General features: G+C 68.2%; 17 protein-coding genes. 13 read left to right on the top strand and 4 right to left on the bottom strand.

The genetic code is table 11. The features are described from left to right. Position 1 precedes the first annotated feature (1 nt). Together recG and G6N34_RS14850 are read left to right on the top strand one after the other, a co-directional pair. The gene (gene recG / locus G6N34_RS14855) at positions 2-2,227 is read left to right on the top strand and encodes an ATP-dependent DNA helicase RecG (RefSeq protein ID WP_085151558.1); all 2,226 of its coding nucleotides are present in this window, start codon (positions 2-4) and stop codon (positions 2,225-2,227) included. After that, positions 2,224-2,934 carry an HNH endonuclease family protein gene (locus G6N34_RS14850; RefSeq protein WP_085151559.1) on the top strand — a complete coding sequence of 237 codons (711 nt, stop codon included), beginning with the start codon at positions 2,224-2,226 and terminating at the stop codon, positions 2,932-2,934. Before recG ends, G6N34_RS14850 begins: the two co-directional genes overlap by 4 nt. Position 2,935: 1 nt before the next feature. Here the strand turns inward: G6N34_RS14850 and G6N34_RS14845 are convergent, their stop codons facing one another. After that, positions 2,936-3,784, bottom strand: coding sequence for an aldo/keto reductase (locus G6N34_RS14845; RefSeq protein ID WP_085151560.1), 849 nt, complete (start codon positions 3,782-3,784; stop codon positions 2,936-2,938). Between the two features lie 135 nt (positions 3,785-3,919). On the opposite strand from G6N34_RS14845, the gene G6N34_RS14840 reads away from it, so the two are divergent. The 7 genes from G6N34_RS14840 to rsmD all read left to right on the top strand — a co-directional run bounded on the left by G6N34_RS14840 (position 3,920) and on the right by rsmD (position 12,592). Next, on the top strand, positions 3,920-4,996 hold the full coding sequence (locus G6N34_RS14840) for an alpha/beta hydrolase (RefSeq protein ID WP_085151561.1): 1,077 nt from the start codon (positions 3,920-3,922) through the stop codon (positions 4,994-4,996). Between the two features lie 76 nt (positions 4,997-5,072). Next, a complete protein-coding gene (locus G6N34_RS14835; RefSeq protein ID WP_085151562.1) occupies positions 5,073-5,855 on the top strand; it encodes a DsbA family protein in 783 nt (260 codons plus the stop codon). Then, the gene (locus tag G6N34_RS14830) at positions 5,852-6,493 is read left to right on the top strand and encodes a vitamin K epoxide reductase family protein (RefSeq protein WP_085151563.1); all 642 of its coding nucleotides are present in this window, start codon (positions 5,852-5,854) and stop codon (positions 6,491-6,493) included. The genes G6N34_RS14835 and G6N34_RS14830 overlap by 4 nt, the downstream gene beginning before the upstream one ends. A gap of 80 nt (positions 6,494-6,573) precedes the next feature. Beyond that, a complete protein-coding gene (locus G6N34_RS14825; protein WP_085151564.1) occupies positions 6,574-7,728 on the top strand; it encodes an acyl-CoA dehydrogenase family protein in 1,155 nt (384 codons plus the stop codon). Further along, positions 7,725-8,579: an HTD2 family dehydratase gene (locus G6N34_RS14820; RefSeq protein WP_085151565.1), complete on the top strand. Its 855-nt coding sequence runs from the start codon at positions 7,725-7,727 to the stop codon at positions 8,577-8,579. Before G6N34_RS14825 ends, G6N34_RS14820 begins: the two co-directional genes overlap by 4 nt. A 75-nt stretch (positions 8,580-8,654) precedes the next feature. After that, positions 8,655-12,038, top strand: coding sequence for a pyruvate carboxylase (locus G6N34_RS14815; RefSeq protein ID WP_085151566.1), 3,384 nt, complete (start codon positions 8,655-8,657; stop codon positions 12,036-12,038). After that, positions 12,035-12,592, top strand: a complete 558-nt coding sequence (rsmD, locus tag G6N34_RS14810; protein WP_085151567.1) for a 16S rRNA (guanine(966)-N(2))-methyltransferase RsmD — start codon at positions 12,035-12,037, stop codon at positions 12,590-12,592. The genes G6N34_RS14815 and rsmD overlap by 4 nt, the downstream gene beginning before the upstream one ends. On the opposite strand, the gene G6N34_RS14805 is transcribed toward rsmD, so the two are convergent. Continuing rightward, positions 12,582-13,673: a helix-turn-helix transcriptional regulator gene (locus tag G6N34_RS14805; RefSeq protein ID WP_085151568.1), complete on the bottom strand. Its 1,092-nt coding sequence runs from the start codon at positions 13,671-13,673 to the stop codon at positions 12,582-12,584. The genes rsmD and G6N34_RS14805 overlap by 11 nt on opposite strands. Before the next feature lie 190 nt (positions 13,674-13,863). Between G6N34_RS14805 and coaD the strand changes: the two genes are divergently transcribed. Continuing rightward, a complete protein-coding gene (gene coaD / locus G6N34_RS14800) occupies positions 13,864-14,343 on the top strand; it encodes a pantetheine-phosphate adenylyltransferase (RefSeq protein WP_085151569.1) in 480 nt (159 codons plus the stop codon). 92 nt (positions 14,344-14,435) lie between these two features. Then, complete coding sequence (gene sepIVA, locus G6N34_RS14795) at positions 14,436-15,173, top strand: cell division protein SepIVA (protein WP_085151570.1); 738 nt, start codon at positions 14,436-14,438, stop codon at positions 15,171-15,173. Between the two features lie 13 nt (positions 15,174-15,186). On the opposite strand, the gene G6N34_RS14790 is transcribed toward sepIVA, so the two are convergent. Next, positions 15,187-16,407 (bottom strand): SfnB family sulfur acquisition oxidoreductase, encoded by a 1,221-nt coding sequence (locus tag G6N34_RS14790; protein WP_085151571.1) that lies wholly within the window; start codon positions 16,405-16,407, stop codon positions 15,187-15,189. Continuing rightward, positions 16,404-17,573: an LLM class flavin-dependent oxidoreductase gene (locus tag G6N34_RS14785; protein ID WP_085151572.1), complete on the bottom strand. Its 1,170-nt coding sequence runs from the start codon at positions 17,571-17,573 to the stop codon at positions 16,404-16,406. The genes G6N34_RS14790 and G6N34_RS14785 overlap by 4 nt, the downstream gene beginning before the upstream one ends. A 211-nt stretch (positions 17,574-17,784) precedes the next feature. Here G6N34_RS14785 and G6N34_RS14780 point away from each other — a divergent pair, with 211 nt between their 5' ends. Beyond that, entirely contained in the window at positions 17,785-18,366 is a 582-nt protein-coding gene (locus G6N34_RS14780; RefSeq protein WP_179965758.1) for a YceD family protein, read from the top strand. Further along, positions 18,366-19,058, top strand: a complete 693-nt coding sequence (rnc, locus tag G6N34_RS14775) for a ribonuclease III (RefSeq protein ID WP_085151573.1) — start codon at positions 18,366-18,368, stop codon at positions 19,056-19,058. Before G6N34_RS14780 ends, rnc begins: the two co-directional genes overlap by 1 nt.

The following is a 19,058-nucleotide window of genomic DNA, read 5'->3' as shown; positions in this document are numbered from 1 at the left end:
TGTGGCCACACTCGGAGACCGCCTGGACTTCATCGTCGGCAAGAAGGCCGCCAAGGCGCTGGATGAGACCTTCGGCATCCTCACGGTCGACGATCTGCTGCGGCACTACCCCCGCAAGTACAGCGAGGGCATGAGTGTCCGCGACGAGGGCGAGGCTCTCGACCTCGAAGAGGGCGAGCATGTCACGTTCGTCGACACCATCACCAAGCATGTCCTGAGGGACATGAAGCCGCAGCCCGGCAAGCGTCAGCGCAAGTACCTCGTGGTGACGCTGGGCAAGCGCAGGCCCGAGGTGACGGCGACGTTCTTCAACGCCGAATGGATCGCGCCCAACCTGATCGTGGGCACCAAGGTCATGCTGTCCGGCGAGGTGAAGTGGTTCCGGCAGACCATGCAGCTGAGCCACCCGGCCTATCTCGTGCTGGACCACCCCGAGGGGCTGGGGCTCAAGGGCAGCAAGGAGCTTCGTTCCATCGCCGAAGCCGCCGAAGCCGATGGCGGCTTCGACATCTCGGTGTTCGAGCGCGACTTCTTCCCGATCTACCCGGCCAGCTCGAAGCTGCAGAGCTGGGACATCTACGCCTGCGTCCGGCAGGTGCTCGCGGTGCTCGACCCTGTTCCGGATCCGCTTCCGGAATCGATTGTGCGGCAACGCGGTCTGATGTCGGAGGACGCCGCCCTGCGGGCCGTGCATCTGGCCGAGAACGCGCAGGAACGCGACCGCGCGATCGAGCGGTTGCGCTACGACGAGGCCGCGGGTCTGCAGTGGGCGCTGATGCAGCGCAGGCACAGTGAACTGGCGGAAGCCGGGCCGTCGGCGCCTCTGGGACACGACGGTCTGGTCACCGGACTGCGCCACCGCCTGCCGTTCGAACTGACCGGCGGCCAACGCGAAGTCCTCGACGTCATCTCGGATGAACTGGCCGGGCCGCGTCCGATGAACCGGATGCTGCAGGGCGAGGTCGGTTCCGGCAAGACCGTGGTGGCGCTGCTGGCGATGCTGCAGGTCGTCGACGCGGGCCATCAGTGTGCCCTGCTGGCACCCACCGAGGTGCTGGCCGAACAGCATGCCCGCTCCATGCGAGAGGTGCTGGGGCCGTTGGCCATGGCAGGTGAGATCGGCGGCGCCGACGAGGCCACGCGCGTGGCGCTGCTGACGGGATCGATGACGGCAGCGCAGAAGCGGGCGGCGCGCGACGAGATCGCTTCGGGTGCAGCCGGAATCGTCATCGGAACGCATGCGCTGTTGCAGGATGTCGTCGAGTTCCGCCGGCTCGGCATGGTGGTTGTCGACGAGCAGCACAGGTTCGGCGTCGAACAGCGGGATCAGTTGCGCGCGAAGGCTCCCGAAGGCACCACACCGCACCTGCTGGTGATGACCGCCACGCCCATTCCGCGGACCGTGGCGCTCACGGTGTACGGCGACCTCGAGACGTCGACGCTGCGCGAACTGCCGCGGGGTCGCCAGCCGATCACCACCAACGTGATCTTCGCGAACGAGAAGCCGAAATGGCTGGACCGGGCCTGGGCGCGGATCCACGAGGAGGTGGCGAGCGGACGGCAGGCGTACGTCGTCACCGCGCGCATCGACGAGGACGACAAGGCCGGTCAGGACCAGTCGGGTCGCAAGGCCACCTCGGTCGTCGAGCTTTTCGGCAGGCTCAAGGCCGGACAGTTGGCGGGTCTGCGCCTGGGCCTCATGCACGGCAGGCTGCCGTCTGACGAGAAGGACGCCGTGATGGCGGCCTTCCGCGCCGGTGAGATCGATGTGCTGGTGTGCACCACGGTGATCGAGGTCGGCGTCGATGTGCCGAACGCGACGGTGATGGTGGTCTACGACGCCGACTGGTTCGGCATCAGCCAGCTGCATCAGCTGCGCGGCCGAATCGGTCGCGGCCAGCATCCGAGCCTGTGCCTGCTGGTGACGTCGCTCTCGGAGGGGTCCAAGGCCGCGACGCGCCTGAAGGCCGTGGCCTCCACCCTCGACGGGTTCGAGCTCGCAGATCTGGACCTGCTGGAGCGTCGTGAAGGAGATGTGTTGGGCCGCAACCAGTCCGGCCGCGCGTTCGGTCTGCGGCTGCTGTCCCTGATCGAACACCGCGACATCATCGAGGAGGCCCGGGCCTTCTGCATGAACGCCTACGAGATGATTCCCGACGATCCCGGGATGGCCCAGTTGGCGGCATGGTTCACCGGGGAACGCATCGTCTACATGGAGAAGTCGTGACCCGGGCAAAACTGCTCTGGCTCGTGGCCGTGGCGGTGCTGTCCGTCGTGGTCGCCGTGACGACGGTCGCCGGGGTGGGGCAGCGGTCCCAGTCCGTGGCGCAGGCCGAGGGTCCGCCGACGGTCGCCCCCGGCGTCGACATCCTGGCGGGAATCCCAGTGGTGCCGTTGCGCATCCGCGGCTACGACTACCACCGCGCGGCGTTCGGCGACTCGTGGACCGACGACACCGACGCCCCCGGTGGGCGCAACGGCTGTGACACCCGAAACGACATCCTGAACCGCGATCTGGTCGACAAGACCTTTGTGGCGATCAAACGCTGTCCCACGGCCGTGGCCACCGGCACGCTGTACGACCCCTACACCAACGCGACTGTGGCCTTCGTGCGCGGCAACCAGATCGGGGCCTCGGTCCAGATCGACCACATCGTCCCGCTGGCCCTGGCCTGGGACATGGGGGCTCGGGCCTGGCCGGAGGATCTGCGGCGACGGTTCGCCAACGACCCCGCCAACCTGCTGGCCGTCGCGGGCGGCGCCAACCAGGACAAGAGCGACTCCGAGCCGGCGGTCTGGATGCCGCCCAACACCGCGTTCTGGTGTCAGTACGCGGTGCAGTTCGCCGAGGTGCTGCGCGGTTACGGCCTGAGCGTCGATGGGGCCTCGGCGGATCGACTGCGCGCCGCGGCCAGCACCTGTCCGGTGGCTTGACTCAGACGCCTGTGTAGGTCTCGGGGTCGGGACGGAACCGGGTGCCGTTGTCCAGCGCGCTGAGTCGGTCCATGTCCTGCGCGCTCAACTCGAAGTCGAACACGTCGAGGTTGGCGGCGATGCGCTCGGCCGACGAGGACCGCGGGATCACCACGTTGCCCAACTGCAGGCTCCACCGGATCAGCACCTGAGCGGGCGACTTGTCGTACCCGGCGGCGACCGCGGTGACGGTCTCGTTGTCCAGCAGCCTGCCGACGCCCAGCGGCCCGTAGGCCTCGGTGACGACGCCGTGCTCGGCGTTGGCGGCGCGCAACTCGGTCTGGGTGAGCAGCGGATGCAGTTCGATCTGGTTGACCGCAGGCACCACGTAGGTGAGGTTGATCAGGTCGGACAGGTTGTCGGCGGTGAAGTTGGCGACACCCGCCGAGCGGACCAGTCCGTTCTGGCGGGCTGTCATGATGCCAGCGAAGCTGTCGATGAACTTGCCCTTGCCGGGCATCGGCCAGTGGACCAGGTAGAGGTCGATGTAATCGAGGCCGAGGCGCTCCAGGCTGGCCTTCACGGCGTCCTGGGACGAGCCGAAGCCCTGGTCGGCGTTGGCGAGTTTGGAGGTGACGAAGATTTCGGCGCGGGGGATGCCCGATTCCCGGATGGCCTTGCCCACCGCGGCCTCGTTGCCGTAGACCGCTGCGGTGTCGATCAGCCGGTACCCCAGTTCGAGCGCCGTGGCCACGGAGTGCTCGGTCTCGGCATCGGAGAGCTCACCGACTCCCAGGCCCAGAGCTGGAATGGTGTTCTCGTCATTGAGTCCGATGGCCGGAACGGCCCCCGACTGGCCAGTCGACGTCATTTCACCTACCTGTTGAAGTGATGGTTAGCGGTCCTATATTACTCACGTTGTTCCCTCGCGAAGCGGCGCCGACTACCTTCGGTGGGCGTGACCGATGTGCTGCCTCCACCACCGAAGCGCCGACGTCGACCGCCCATGGCGGTTCTTCGGGCGGGGTCGAAGTTCTCGGCCTCCGTGCTGCCCGTTCTCCCTGAGATCGTGCAGCGCGGGCTGACGGGGTTCCGGCCCCTCGTCGTCGACGGGAACATCCTCGACCCGACGCTCCAGCTGTTCACCGCGTCGCTGCGAGCCAGCGGTGTGCCCGGCCTGGTCCTCGACGAGCACAACCTCGCCGACAGCCGGCAGGCGATGCTCGACCTGTGCGTGGCGCTGGGCGGCCCGCCGGCCCCGGTCGCCGTCTCTGGAGTCACCGTGCCCGGCCGACTCGAGGGGCAACCCGACATCGCCGCACGCCACTACGCCCCGAACACTGAAGCCCGCAACGTCGACGGGCCCGCTCCGCTGGTGGTGTTCTTCCACGGCGGAGGCTATGTGCTCGGCGGACTGGACACCTATGACGCGCTGTGCCGGCTGATCAGCCACGACGCCGGGGTGCACGTGCTGTCGGTTGACTACCGCCTGGCACCCGAGCACAAGGCTCCCGCGGCGGCCGACGACGCGTGGGCGGCCTACCTGTGGGCCGTCGAGCACGCCCTGGCCCTCGGGGCCGACCCCGCCCGGATCGCGGTCGCGGGGGACAGTGCGGGCGGAGCCCTGGCGGCCGTCGTCGCACAACGGGCCCGTGACGAGGGTGCGCCCCTGCCTGCGCTGCAGGTGCTGTTGTATCCGTGGGTCGACCTCACGGCGCCGAGTCGGTCGCGCACGCTGTTCGCCGATGGCCTGGTTCTCACGCAACGCGACCTGGACTTCTGTGGCCACGCCTACGTCGGGGGCTCGGGCGTCGAGGTCACCGACCCCCGCGTCTCGCCGGCTCGGGCGTCGGATCTGTCCGGTCTGCCGCCCGCGCTGGTGGTCACCGCGGGTTTCGATCCGCTGCGTGACGAGGGTGAACGGTACGCGCAGTCCCTTGCGGCGGCCGGGGTCGGATGTGACCTCCGGTCGATGGGCTCGCTGGTGCATGGGTTCGTGAATTTCAAGGCGTTCGGCGGCGCGTGCGAGCGCGCGATCGATGAGGTGACCCTCGCGCTGCGGGCGCATCTGCGGCGCGCCTGAGGCGACACACCGGAGCGCCGGTAGGCTGGGACGCGCCAATCATCGACGCACTTCAAGCACGAGGATCAACACACCTGTGGCCAAGTCATCGAAACGCCCCGCCAAGTACGACCTGAAGGCGGCCGACCGCAAGCGCAACCTGGCGGTCCAGATCGGCCTGACGGCCATCGTCGTCATCTTCGCTGTGGGCCTGGTTCTCTACATCGTCAAGAATGGCGAGGCCAAGCGCTCCGAGGCGATCAAGTCCGTGCGGGTGGAGTCGACGTCGCTGATCAAGAACGAGGGCACCGAAGAGCCCAAGGTGGTGCTCAGCCTCTTCGAGGACTTCCAGTGCCCGCACTGCGCGATCTTCGAGCAGCAGTTCGGCCCGACGATCAGCAAGCTGGTCGAGTCCGGCGCCGTCGCCGCTGACTACTACATGCTGGCGATCCTCGATTCGCCGCAGAACCAGAACTATTCGACGCGTGCGGCCAACGCCGGTTACTGCGTCGCCGAGGCCGACACCACGCCCAACAAAGAGGTGTTCCAGCGCTTCCATACGGCGCTGTTCGCCCAGCAGCCCGCGGAGAACTCGGCGGACGCCCCCGACAACGCGAAGCTCATCGAGATCGCCCGGCAGGCCGGCGTCGTCGGCAGCGTGCCGGACTGTGTCACCAGCGGGAAGTTCAACGACATCGTCGACGGCCTGGCTGGCGCCACCAAGGTCACCGGCACCCCGTCCGTGCGGGTCAACGGTGAGGACTTCAAGGTCAGCACCCCCGACGCGCTGATCGCCAAGGTGAAGGAGATCGTCGGGGACGTCCCGGCCCTCGACGCCCCCGCTCCGGCTCCCGCTCCCGTCCCGGCCCCCGCGCCATGACCGCCGAGCCCACCGTCGAGGTCGCTGGCGCCGAAACGGCCGGCGACCGCGCCGACGCCCGTCGGGGCGTGGCGGTGGGCAGGGCGAGCGCGCTGTGGGTGCTGATCGCGGGAGTCCTCGGCTTCGTCGCGTCGTTCACGCTGACCGTCGAGAAGATCGAACTGCTGGTCGACCCGTCCTACGTCCCGTCCTGCAGCATCAACCCGGTCCTGTCCTGTGGCTCGGTGATGGTGACTCCGCAGGCGGGTCTGTTCGGCTTCCCCAATCCGCTGATCGGCATCGTCTCGTTCACCGTGGTGATCGTGACCGGTGTCCTGGCGATCTCGAAAGTGCGCCTGCCGCAGTGGTATTGGGTCGGCCTGGCGATCGGCACCACGCTGGGCGCGGTGTTCGTCAACTGGCTGATCTTCCAGAGCCTCTACCGCATCGGCGCGCTGTGCCCGTACTGCATGGTGGTGTGGGCCGTGACGATCCCGCTTCTGGTGGTCGCGGCGTCGATCGCGCTGCGGCCGTTGGCCGGAAATGTTGTGCTGCGGGTGCTGTACCAGTGGCGCTGGTCGATCGTGACGCTGTGGTTCACGGCCGTCGTGCTGATGATCCTGGTGCGGTTCTGGGACTACTGGTCCACTCTGATCTGACATGGCTGCGGCGAGGGGGGCGCCCTGCCCGCCCGTCTCCCCGCATTATTTAATTCTTATTAAAGAAAGGGAGGCCAGTGATGCAGCTCGTGCCTGAGGAAGAGGCCATCGTCGCGACTGTCCGCGACTTCGTCGACAGGCAGGTCCGCCCGGTGGTGCGGGAACTCGAGCACGCCAACACCTATCCCGAAGAACTCATCGAGACCATGAAGCAGATCGGGATCTTCGGTCTGTCGATCCCCGAACCGTACGGCTTCGGGGCGGTCTCGATGCCGTGCTACGTGCAGGTCGCCGAGGAACTCGCCCGCGGGTGGATGAGCCTGGCCGGCGCGATGGGTGGGCACACCGTCGTCTCCAAGCTGCTCGTGCTGTTCGGCACCGAGGAGCAGAAGCAGAAGTACCTGCCCCGCATGGCGACCGGTGAGATTCGCGCCACGATGGCGTTGACGGAACCCGGCGGCGGCTCCGACCTCCAGGCCATGCGGACCGTGGCGCGCCGGGACGACGACGGATACGTCGTCAACGGCAGCAAGACGTGGATCTCCAACGCGCGCCGCTCGGATCTGGTGGCGCTGCTGTGCAAGACCGACCCCGACGCACACCCTGCCCACCGCGGCGTGTCGATCCTGCTGGTCGAGAAGCTTCCGGGCTTCACCATCTCCAAGGATCTGCCCAAGCTCGGCTACAAGGGTGTCGAGGCCTGCGAGCTGAACTTCGCCGACTGCCGCGTGCCCGCCGATGCTCTCCTCGGCACCGAGGAGGGTAAGGGCTTCGCGCAGATGATGAAGGGCCTCGAGGTCGGCCGTCTGCAGGTCGCGGCCCGCGCCACAGGGGTGGCTCGTGCGGCATTCGACGACGCTCTGGCCTACGCGCAGGATCGGGAGAGCTTCGGCAAGCCCATCTGGGAACACCAGGCCGTGGGCAACATGCTGGCCGACATGGGCACCAAGCTCTACGCCGCACGCTCACTGCTGCTCGCCGCGGCCGAGAAGTTCGACTCGGGCCAGCGCTGCGACATGGAGGCCGGGATGGCCAAGCTGTTCGCCTCCGAGACCGCCATGCAGATCGCGCTCGACGCGGTGCGGGTGCACGGCGGCTACGGATACTCATGCGAGTACGACGTAGAGCGCTACTTCCGGGATGCGCCCCTGATGATCGTGGGCGAAGGCACCAACGAGATCCAGAAGGGTGTCATCGCCAAACAGCTGGTGAAGCGCGGGGGACTCGACACGTGACCGAGGCAGGACTCGCGGCCTTCGTCGCCGACTGGCAGCCCGGACCGATCGACGCGCACGACGTGATCTCGGCCGAGCGCGCGGCACAGCTCGCGGCCACCCTCGACCTCGAGACGGCGCCCGGTGCCGGTGACCCATTGCCACTGCTGTGGCAGTGGGTGCACTTCCTGGACTGGCCGCGCACCGAGGAACTGGGTCCCGACGGGCACCCCCTGCATGGGCATTTCCTGCCGCCGATTCCCCACCGGCGCAGGATGTTCGCCGGCGGGCGCCTTGCAGTGACGGAGCCGCTGATCATCGGCGAGCCGGCGACGCGGCACTCCGAGGTGCTCAAGACCGCGGTCAAACACGGCCGTACCGGCGAACTGCTCTTCGTCACGGTCCGGCACACCTATCGGCAGGGCGACGCCGTGCGCATCGTCGAGGAACAGGATCTGGTGTACCGCAGTGACGACGGCGGCTCGACGCCGTTCGCCCGGGTCAGCGCCCCGCTGCCCGCGCCGCAGACGCCCTGGGTCGAGCACCCGCAGACCCACCCCGCGCTCCTGTTCCGGTTCAGCGCGCTGACCGGCAACGCGCACCGGATCCATTACGACGAGGCCTACACCACCTCGACCGAGGGGTTCCCGGCGCTCGTGGTGCACGGACCGTTGCTGGCGGTGTACCTCGCCGAGTTGGTGCGCGCGAAGCTTCCCGACCGCGCGATCGGCGACTTCACGTTCCGGCTGCAGAAGCCGGTGTTCGTCGGTGACGAGATCAGGGTGCAGGGCGCGCCCGGGGACCCGATCGAACTCGCTGTGGTCTCCGGCGCGGGGGACGTGCACGCCTCGGCCACCGCGACCCTGAGGTAGCCGGTTTTCGGGCGCGCAATCTCACGGCGGACGGCCACGCCTCTGTGAGAACTTCGGCGTCAGTATTCTCGAAAGATGATCCGTAAGGTCCTGGTCGCGAATCGCGGGGAGATCGCGATCCGTGCGTTCCGTGCCGCCACGGAGTTGAAGCTCTCGACGGTGGCCGTCTACCCGTACGAGGACCGCAACTCGGTGCACCGTCTGAAGGCGGACGAGTCCTATCAGATCGGCGAGGAGGGGCACCCCGTCCGCGCGTACCTGAACATCGACGACATCGTCGCGACGGCACAGGCCTGCGGAGCCGACGCGATATATCCCGGCTACGGGTTCCTGTCGGAGAATCCCGGCCTGGCCGCGGCCTGCGAGGCGGCGGGCATCACGTTCGTCGGACCGTCCACCGAGGTGCTGGAGCTGACCGGCAACAAGGCCCGCGCTATCGCCGCGGCGCGCAAGGCCGGGTTGCCGGTGCTCGCGTCCTCGGCGCCGTCGGCCGACGTCGAGGAACTGCTCGCGGCCGCGGACTCGATGGAGTTCCCGGTGTTCGTCAAGGCCGTCGCGGGTGGCGGCGGGCGCGGCATGCGGCGGGTGACCGACCCGGAGACGCTGCGTGAGTCCATCGAAGCCGCCAGCCGGGAGGCCGAATCGGCATTCGGGGACCCGACAGTGTTCCTGGAGCAGGCTGTGGTCAACCCTCGCCACATCGAGGTGCAGATCCTTGCCGACACCCAAGGCAATGTGATCCACCTGTTCGAGCGGGACTGCAGTGTGCAGCGCCGGCACCAGAAGGTGATCGAGCTGGCCCCCGCGCCTAATCTGGATCCCGCTCTGCGGGACCGGATCTGCGCCGACGCGGTGGCGTTCGCCCGCCAGATCGGCTATTCGTGTGCGGGTACGGTCGAGTTCCTGCTCGACGAGCGCGGCGAGCACGTGTTCATCGAGATGAATCCCCGCATCCAGGTTGAGCACACGGTCACCGAGGAGATCACCGACGTCGACCTGGTGTCGTCACAGTTGCGCATCGCGGCGGGGGAGAGCCTGGAAGACCTTGGCCTTAGCCAGGATTCGGTGCAGTTGCATGGGGCGGCGCTGCAGTGCCGGATCACCACCGAGGACCCCGCCAACGGCTTCCGGCCCGACACCGGCCGGATCAGTGCCTACCGCTCACCCGGCGGCGCGGGAATCCGCCTCGACGGCGGAACCAACCTGGGCGCCGAGGTGGGCGCGCACTTCGACTCGATGCTGGTCAAACTGACCTGCCGTGGAAGGGATTTCGCCACCGCGGTGCGGCGGGCTCGCAGGGCAGTGGCAGAGTTCCGCATACGCGGCGTGTCCACCAACATCCCGTTCCTGCAGGCGGTCCTCGACGACCCCGACTTCGAGGCGGGCCGGGTCACCACGTCGTTCATCGAAGAGCGACCCCACCTGTTGACGGCGCGCAGCAGCGCCGACCGCGGCACCAAGATCCTGAATTACCTGGCCGACGTCACAGTCAACAAACCGCATGGCGAGCGCCTCGCGACGGTGTACCCGCACGACAAGCTGCCGACCCTGGACCTGCGCACCGCGCCGCCGTCGGGTTCCAAACAGCGCCTGACGGAGTTGGGGCCGGAGGGATTCGCGCGCTGGCTGCGCGACTCGAAGGCCGTGGGAGTCACCGACACAACGTTCCGCGACGCTCACCAGTCGCTGCTGGCCACGCGCCTGCGCTCCACCGGGCTGTTGGCTATCGCCCCGTACATCGCGCGCATGACCCCGCAGCTGCTGTCGATCGAATGTTGGGGCGGCGCCACCTATGACGTGGCGCTGCGGTTCCTCCAGGAGGACCCGTGGGAACGGCTCGGGGCGTTGCGCGAGGCACTGCCGAACATCTGTCTGCAGATGCTGCTGCGTGGGCGGAACACCGTGGGCTACACGCCTTATCCGGAAGTCGTCACCACCGCGTTCGTGCAGGAGGCCACCGCGACGGGCGTCGACATCTTCCGGATCTTCGACGCGCTGAACAACGTCGAGTCCATGCGACCCGCGATCGACGCGGTGCGCGAAACCGGCACGGCCGTCGCCGAAGTCGCGATGTGTTACACCGGTGACCTGTCCGATCCCCGCGAGACGCTCTACACGCTGGACTACTACCTCAAGCTCGCCGAGCAGATCGTCGATGCGGGCGCGCACGTGCTGGCGATCAAGGACATGGCTGGTCTGCTGCGGGTGCCGGCGGCCCAGAAGCTCGTCTCGGCGCTCAGGTCGCGTTTCGATCTGCCGGTGCACGTGCACACCCACGACACCCCAGGCGGTCAGTTGGCCACCTACGTCGCGGCCTGGCATTCCGGCGCCGACGCGGTCGACGGTGCCGCGGCGCCCTTGGCGGGCACCACGAGTCAGCCCGCGCTGAGTTCGATCGTGGCGGCCGCGGCGCACACCGAGTTCGACACTGGTATCTCGCTGGACGCGGTGTGCGAGCTCGAGCCTTACTGGGAGGCGCTGCGCAAGGTGTACGGGCCGTTCGAGTCGGGCCTGCCCGCGCCGACTGGTCGCGTGTACACCCACGAGATTCCTGGCGGACAGTTGAGCAACCTGCGGCAGCAGGCGATCGCGTTGGGCTTTGGGGACCGGTTCGAGGAGATCGAGGCCAACTATGCGGCCGCCGATCGGGTGTTGGGACACCTGGTCAAGGTCACCCCGTCGAGCAAGGTCGTCGGTGATCTCGCGCTCGCACTCGTGGGCGCGGGTGTCAACGCCGAGGAGTTCGCCTCCGATCCGGCCCGCTATGACATCCCCGACAGCGTGATCGGTTTCCTCCGTGGCGAACTCGGCGACCCGCCCGGTGGATGGCCGGAACCGTTGCGCACCAAGGCACTTGAGGGTCGTGGTCCGGCCCGACCCGAGCAGGAGTTGAGCGCCGACGACGAGGCGCTGCTGGCGGCGCCGGGACCCAAACGGCAGGCCGCCCTGAACCGGTTGCTGTTCCCTGGGCCCACCAAGGAGTTCGAGGCGCACCGCGAGGAGTACGGGGACACCTCCCGACTGAGCGCCAACCAGTTCTTCTACGGCCTGCGGTATGGCGAGGAGCATCGGGTCCGGTTGGAGAAGGGCGTGGAACTGCTCATCGGACTCGAGGCGATCTCCGAGGCCGACGAACGAGGCATGCGGACCGTGATGTGCATTCTCAACGGCCAACTGCGACCCGTGGTGGTCCGCGACCGCTCGATCGCGGCCGACGTCCCGACCGCGGCGAAGGCGGACCGGGGCAACTCCGGCCACATCGCGGCGCCGTTCGCCGGGGTGGTCACCGTCAATGTCAACGCCGGTGACGCCGTCGAGAGCGGCCAGACAATCGCGACGATCGAGGCCATGAAGATGGAGGCGGCGATCACCGCGCCCAAGGCGGGAACCGTGGAGCGCGTGGCGGTTTCGGCGACCGCTCAGGTCGAGGGTGGTGACCTGCTGGTGGTGGTCAACTGACGCGCATCATTGCCGGTTCGGCGGGCGGCCGGCGGATCGTGGTGCCGCCGCGCGGCACCCGGCCCACGACCGATCGCGTGCGGGAATCGCTGTTCAACGTGCTCGCCGCGCGGCTCGACTTCGCCGGTCTGGCGGTTCTGGACCTGTTCGCGGGGTCGGGGGCGCTGGGCCTGGAGGCGTTGTCGCGCGGTGCCCAGAAGGCGTTGTTCGTCGAATCCGCTGCGCGCGCGGTGGGTGTGATCGAGGCGAACATCAAGGCACTGGGTGTCTCGGGCGCCACTGTGCGACGCGGCACGGTGAACGCCGTGCTGTCGGCCGGGGCCGTGGGGCAGTTCGATCTGGTGTTCGCCGATCCGCCCTATGACGTGAGCAGCGCCGAGGTGGGTGCCGTGTTGGAGGCCCTCGCCGGCGGTTGGGTCGCCGACGGCGGGCTCGCGGTCATCGAACGCCCCTCGTCGGCGCAGGCTCTGGAGTGGCCCGCCGGGTGGGAGCCGTTGAAGGCGCGCCGCTACGGCGACACCACGGTGGAGTTCGCCGAGCGCGTCATCGCGTGATCGACAGCAGCAGGCGCACCAGTTCGGCCTGCCGGTGTGTGTCGGTCTTCTCGAAGACCCGCTGCAGGTGGCTCTTGACCGTGGCCAGCGACACCGAAAGCTCTTCGGCAATCGGTGTGAGGCCGTCGCCGCGCAGCACCCGCACCGCGACCTCGGCTTCGGCCGGGGTGAGGCCAAAGAGCCTGCGCAGCAGCGCGGCCGGCGGATCGATCTGCTGGTCGGGATCGACGATGATCACCAGGGCCCGCGGCTGGCGCGGTTCGACCACCTCCGAGGGCAGCACGTGGACGACATAGGGCCTGCGGCCGGACGGGCGCGCGCACAACAGCGAATCCCCACCACGCACTCCGGAGGCATTCCCGGCCGCGGCGCCCCCGACGCTGCGCGCCAGGCGCGCCGTCGTGGCACTGTGCCCGGTCTCAATCCGGCCACCGGAAAGCGTGAGCCCGTCATCGGCGGTGAGTATCTCGGCGGCCGCCGAATTCATGTGGACAACAGCGGAATCGGCCGTCACGACCGCGACGCCGTGCCGGACGCTGTCGGCCGCTGCGGCGACGTCGGAAGCGCTGATCGCGCTGTCGCGCAACGCATGTTCGGTGCGCAGGGCCTGCTGAAGGTGGGGGACAAGGGCATTGACCACCTTGATGCGCTCCGGGGTCGCGAAGCCCTCATCGGTCGCGGAGTTGGCCACCAGGAACGTCGCCGTGGCCGGACCGCTGCGCAGGCGGACGAACAGGCCGTCGTCCATATGGTTGGGGCGCATCCAGTCGGCGTCGAACTCGGAGCGGGGATTCAGCGCCCGTAGTGGTGCGGTGGGGCTCAGTCGCCCCACTGGGCCGCGCTCCACCGCCTCAAGGATGTAGTCGAGCTTGGCGTAGTACTCGATGTAGGCCTGACCCACTTCCGGAGGCAGATTGGCCACCTTGACGGTGCGGTCGATCTCGCCGCCGAGGACCACCGCGGAACTGTGGGCACCCAGGGTCGAACTGATGTCGCTGATCGCCGACAGCCAGGTCTGCGGGGTCAGTGCCGCGCCGTAGACACCGGTGACCATCCGGGAAAAGTCATCGAGTGTAACCATGGGCCTCCAGAGCCACCGCGCCTGTGCAGACTTTAGTGGATTTCAACCGTTCGGATGAGGCGTCGGAGCACCTAGAGGTGTTGGTTGACTCTGACGGCTTTGGCGGCCGATTTGTCGTGGGGGGCTGTGGCCGGTGGCCGACGAAGGTTCGGGGGCAGCCTTCGGCGGCCGCCTGCTAGCGTCGTCACCCATGAGTGGCGCCGTCTGCCCCGGATCCTTTGACCCCGTCACCCTCGGACACCTCGATGTCTTCGAACGGGCGGCCGCGCAGTTCGACGAGGTGGTCGTCGCGGTCCTGGTGAACCCCAACAAAAAGGGCATGTTCAGCCTGGACGAGCGCATCGAGTTGATTGAAGAGGCCTGTGCGCACCTGCCCAACCTGCGGGTGGAGTCGGGGCAGGGCCTGGTGGTCGACTTCGTAAGGGCGCACGGACTGACGGCCATCGTGAAGGGCCTGCGGACCGGCACCGATTTCGAATACGAACTGCAGATGGCGCAGATGAACCGGCACGTCGCCGGGGTGGACACGTTCTTCGTGGCCACCGCGCCGCAGTATTCGTTCGTGTCGTCGTCGTTGGCCAAGGAGGTCGCGACCCTCGGCGGCGATGTCACGGCCCTTCTGCCGGACGCGGTCAACCGGCGTCTGCAGGACAAACTGCGCGCTCGCTGACCAGAAATACTCGACACACCGGCGCCGCCAACGCAGTCACAGGCGTAACACCAGGCACACTTGTAACAACGACTAAGCCTGGAGGGTGCGCCGTGTACCGAGTCTTTGAAGCGCTTGACGAACTGAGTGCCATCGTCGAGGAGGCGCGTGGTGTGCCGATGACGGCCGGTTGTGTGGTTCCCCGCGGCGACGTCCTGGAACTGATCGACGACATCAAGGACGCCATCCCGGGCGAACTCGATGATGCCCAGGACGTGCTCGACGCACGCGACGGCATGCTGCACGACGCGCGTCAGCACGCCGACGGCATGGTGGCGTCGGCGACCACGGAGGCCGAGTCCACGCTCGGCCATGCCCGTGCCGAGGCTGATCGCCTGCTGTCGGATGCCAAGTCGCAGGCCGACCGCATGGTGGCCGAGGCCAGGGCGCACTGCGACCGGATGGTCGGCGAAGCGCGCGAGGAGGCCAGTCGGTTGGCGGCCAACGCCAAGCGCGACTACGAGGCCAGCCTCGGACGGGCCAAGGCCGAGGCCGATCGACTGGTCGAGAGCGGAAACCTGTCCTATGAGAAGGCCGTTCAGGAGGGCATCAAGGAGCAGCAGCGCCTGGTGTCGCAGACCGAGGTGGTCAACACCGCGACCGCCGAAGCCACCCGCCTCATCGACACCGCACACGCCGAGGCCGACCGCCTGCGCGGCGAATGCGACATCTACGTCGACAATAAGCTCGCCGAGTTCGAGGATTACCTCAACGGCACCCTGCGGTCGGTCAGCCGGGGCCGTCACCAGCTTCGGACCGCCGCGGGCACGCACGACTACGTGCAGCGGTAGCGGGGAGAATCCCTCAGAGTTGGCCGTGCCGAGGCGGTTTCGTCCCCGACAGGGTGAACCGGCCGATGTGCTGAAGCTTCCACCTGCTGGCGTCGTGCAGCGTGTGGGTGCGCGCATCACGCCAGAACCGTGACAGGTTCGCGGCACCGGACGCGCTGCGCGTGCCGCCGAGTTCGAACAGCACACTCGAGGCGTCCAGGGCGGCCTTGGTGGCGGCCACCTTCGCGATCGCCACGGCCACCGACGCCTCGGCCGCGCTGTCCTCGTGCAGGTTCGCGGCGGCGGCGTCCACCAACTGAGCTGCCCGCACCAGCAGGGCCTCCGCGGCGCGCACCGTCACGGTGAGCTCACCGGCGGCCTGAATCAGCGTGGGATCCTCGACCGCGCTCTCCACGCCCGCCTCGAAATGCGGTCGCGCCTTGGCAGCTTGGCGTACGCCCTCTGCCAGGGCCCCCGTCGCGATACCGACGTCGAGGGCGGCGTGCAGAAGCTGGGCACGGGCACCGTAAGTGCTCACGGTGTCGAAGATCGGTGTGAAAGGCACGACGTGCTCGGCGGGCACCCGGACGGCGTCGAGCGTCACGGTGCCCGACGCGGTCGTGCGCTGCCCCATACCATCCCAGTCGTCGACGATCGTCACGCCGACCGCGTCGGCGGGAACGAAGGCGACGGCCTTGGGCGTCGAAGCGCATGTCTGCTCGTCGGCCGTCGTCACCAACGACGCGCGCACCACCAGCCAATCGGCGAAAAGCGATCCCGTGCAGTAGAACTTGCGGCCGTTGAGCATGTACCCGCCGGACCCGTCGGGCACCAGGGAAGTGGCGTCGACGTTGATCGGGTGCGGCCCACGCTCGGTTTGGGCGTTCGCGAACATCGCGCCGTCACGCACCAGGTCGTAGAAGAACGCCTGCTGCTCCCGCGTGCCCTGCAGGCGGAGAGCCTCCAGGAACGTGTAGTGCGAATGCGGGATCTGCGCCAACGAGGGGTCGGCCTCCGCGATCAGCCGGAAGACCTCGGCCAGAACCGTTGCCGGGGCGTCGATTCCGCCGAACTCGACCGGCACCGACAACGCCAACAGCCCGGCGTCGGAGAGCGCGCGCACCTGTTCGCCGGGCAACTCCCGCTCGGCGTCGCGGAGGTTCGCGGCCGTCGCGAAGTCTTCACTCAGGCGGGCCGCGGTGGCCAGTGCCTCCTCAGCGGAGGAGATTCGTGTCACGGCAACCTGTGCCGTCATCGTGCGGCGCCGACGAACGGAATCGACACATGGGAGCCACAGTCGGCGCCCTGGTCGAACAGTCCGCGCTCGCGCAGGATGGGCACGACGCCCTCGCCGAACCAGAACAGTTCTTCGAGGTGCGGGTAGCCCGAGAAGATGAACTCGTCGATGCCGATCGCGGCGTATTCGGCGATCCGATCGGCGACTTCGGTGTGGCTGCCCACCAGTGCGGTGCCCGCGCCGCCACGCACCAGGCCCACACCGGACCACAGGTTCGGCGCGATCTCGAGGCTGCGGGCGTCGTGCCAGGAACCGTCGGCGCGGTTGGCCTCATGCAGGGCCAGCATGCGCTTCTGGCCCTCGGACTGGCTGCGCGCCAGACCTTCCTGGGTCTTGCGCACGACGTCCTCGTCGAGGGCGGCCACCAGGCGGTCGGCCTGTGCCCATGCCTCATCGGAGGTGTCGCGCGAGATGGTGTGCAGTCGGATGCCGAAGCGCACCGTGCGGCCCTCGGCCTCCGCGAGGCCGCGGATCCAGGCGACCTTCTCGGCCACGGCCTCGGGCGGCTCGCCCCAGGTCAGATAGACGTCGGAATGCCGGGCGGCGACGGGGCCCGCCGCGGCCGAACTGCCGCCGAAGTACAGCGGCGGAATGGGGCTGGGCGGCTTGGCCAGCGCGGCCTCTTCGACGTCGATGTAGTCGCCCTTGAGGGTCACGGTCTCGCCGGCCCACAGCCGACGCACGACCTCGAGGAACTCGTCGGCGCGGTGGTAGCGCGCATCCTTCTCGAGGTGGTCGCCGAACGAACGCTGTTCGTGGGCCTCGCCGCCGACGACGACGTTGAGCAGGATGCGGCCCGGCGCGTGGCGCGCGAACGTCGCGGCCATCTGCGCGGACAGCGTGGGGCTGATGAGGCCGGGCCGGAACGCCACCAGGAATGCCAGCGACGTGGTCTCGCGCGCCAGCAGCGCCGCGGTGACGAAGGCGTCCTCGCACCAGGCGCCGGTCGGGATCAACGCACCGGTGAAACCGAAGGTCTCGGCAGCGCGCACGATCGACGCCAGATAGTCGATGGACGCGTCGCGGTCACCGCCGGCCGCGCCGGCAGGCGTGCCGTGGCCGCCCCCGACGATCGAGCGGCTGTCGCCGTAGGTGGGCAGGAACCAGTGCAGCTTGAGGGACACGAACCATCCTTTCGAGGCGGAGCTCCCATTGTGGTGTGCGGACGCGCCACAGGGTTCCACAGTGGGAGTGACGCTCGCTACACGCAGACGCATTGCGAACGGTCAGACCTCACACGCGCCGTGGGGCGAGAAAAAATCAAGTTGATTTCTACTGTGTCGACATCGGCTGGCCTGGGCGGTCGGCGCTTTTTCCCAAGTAGAATCGGAGGCTATGTCTGGAGCACGAGCAAAGGCCGCGCAGCGCCATCCGAAGTCGGTGCTGTCGATCGACGTATCTCGACTGGGTCGACGACCGGGCTCCATGATGACGTACACCGAGACCGTTCCCAGCCCGTCGCGCATCGGTCTGGACCTTGTCGCGATCGCCGAGGGTGCGCCGATGGACCTCGATCTGCGTCTTGAATCAGTCTCCGAGGGCGTGCTGGTCACCGGAACCGTGACGGCACCGACCGTCGGCGAGTGCTCGCGCTGCCTGGAGCCGACGTCGGGTTCGGTCACCATCGGGATCACCGAACTGTTCGCCTACCCCGACAGCGCAACCGAGGCCAGTACCGAGGCCGACGAGGTCGGTCACGTCATCGACGACTCCGTGGATCTCGAGCAGGTCATCATCGACACCGTCGGAATCGAACTGCCGCTCTCGCCCGTGTGCAGCACGGACTGCCAGGGCCTGTGTCAGCACTGCGGCGTGCCGCTCGCCCAGGCCGAGCCCGGCCACTCCCACGACGTGATCGATCCGCGCTGGGCCAAGCTGGCGCAGTTGGAAGTCACAGAGCCGGGCCAGGATTCGTGATGGACGAGGCCCGGCGGCCACTGCTCGACGCACTCGGCGTGACGTTGCCCGATGAACTGCTGACGTTGGCCCTGACGCACCGCAGTTATGCCTACGAGAACGGCGGACTGCCCACCAATGAGCGCCTCGAGTTCCTCGGCGACGCGGTGCTCGGCCTGACCGTGACCGACGAACTGTTCCACCGCCACCCCGATCGTTCGGAGGGGGATCTGGCCAAACTGCGCGCCAGCGTGGTGAACACGCATGCCCTGGCCGACGTCGCGCGCGACCTGACCGAGGACGGGCTGGGGTCCTACCTGCTGCTGGGGCGCGGTGAGATGAACACCGGCGGGGCGGACAAGTCCAGCATCCTGGCCGACGGCATGGAATCGCTGCTCGGCGCGGTCTACCTCCATCACGGCATCGACATCTCCCGTCAGGTGATCCTGCGCCTGTTCGGCCCCCTGATCGACACCGCGCCGACACTGGGCGCGGGCCTCGACTGGAAGACCAGCCTGCAGGAACTCACGGCGGCACGCGGCATGGGTTCCCCGATCTACCTGGTCACCTCGACCGGTCCGGACCACGACAAGCAGTTCACCGCGACCGTCGTGGTGATGGACGTCGAATACGGTGCGGGCGTGGGCCGGTCCAAGAAGGAGGCCGAGCAGAAGGCCGCCGCGACAGCGTGGACGGCGTTGGACCAGGCCTGA

Source organism: Mycolicibacterium confluentis, assembly GCF_010729895.1.
GTDB classification, from domain to species: Bacteria; Actinomycetota; Actinomycetes; order Mycobacteriales; family Mycobacteriaceae; genus Mycobacterium; species Mycobacterium confluentis.
Note: the sequence above shows the minus strand (reverse complement) of the source record. Positions and strands in the feature narration are given on the sequence as shown.

Bases quoted from the DNA above. Each gene is read 5' to 3' on its own strand.
- G6N34_RS14845 (WP_085151560.1), bottom strand. From the start codon at position 3,784: ATGACGTCGACTGGCCAGTCGGGGGCCGTTCCGGCCATCGGACTCAAT.
- G6N34_RS14840 (WP_085151561.1), top strand. From the start codon at position 3,920: ATGGCGGTTCTTCGGGCGGGGTCGAAGTTCTCGGCCTCCGTGCTGCCC.
- G6N34_RS14830 (WP_085151563.1), top strand. From the start codon at position 5,852: ATGACCGCCGAGCCCACCGTCGAGGTCGCTGGCGCCGAAACGGCCGGC.
- G6N34_RS14825 (WP_085151564.1), top strand. From the start codon at position 6,574: ATGCAGCTCGTGCCTGAGGAAGAGGCCATCGTCGCGACTGTCCGCGAC.
- G6N34_RS14815 (WP_085151566.1), top strand. From the start codon at position 8,655: ATGATCCGTAAGGTCCTGGTCGCGAATCGCGGGGAGATCGCGATCCGT.
- G6N34_RS14805 (WP_085151568.1), bottom strand. From the start codon at position 13,673: ATGGTTACACTCGATGACTTTTCCCGGATGGTCACCGGTGTCTACGGC.
- coaD (WP_085151569.1), top strand. From the start codon at position 13,864: ATGAGTGGCGCCGTCTGCCCCGGATCCTTTGACCCCGTCACCCTCGGA.
- G6N34_RS14790 (WP_085151571.1), bottom strand. From the start codon at position 16,407: ATGACGGCACAGGTTGCCGTGACACGAATCTCCTCCGCTGAGGAGGCA.
- G6N34_RS14780 (WP_179965758.1), top strand. From the start codon at position 17,785: ATGTCTGGAGCACGAGCAAAGGCCGCGCAGCGCCATCCGAAGTCGGTG.
- rnc (WP_085151573.1), top strand. From the start codon at position 18,366: ATGGACGAGGCCCGGCGGCCACTGCTCGACGCACTCGGCGTGACGTTG.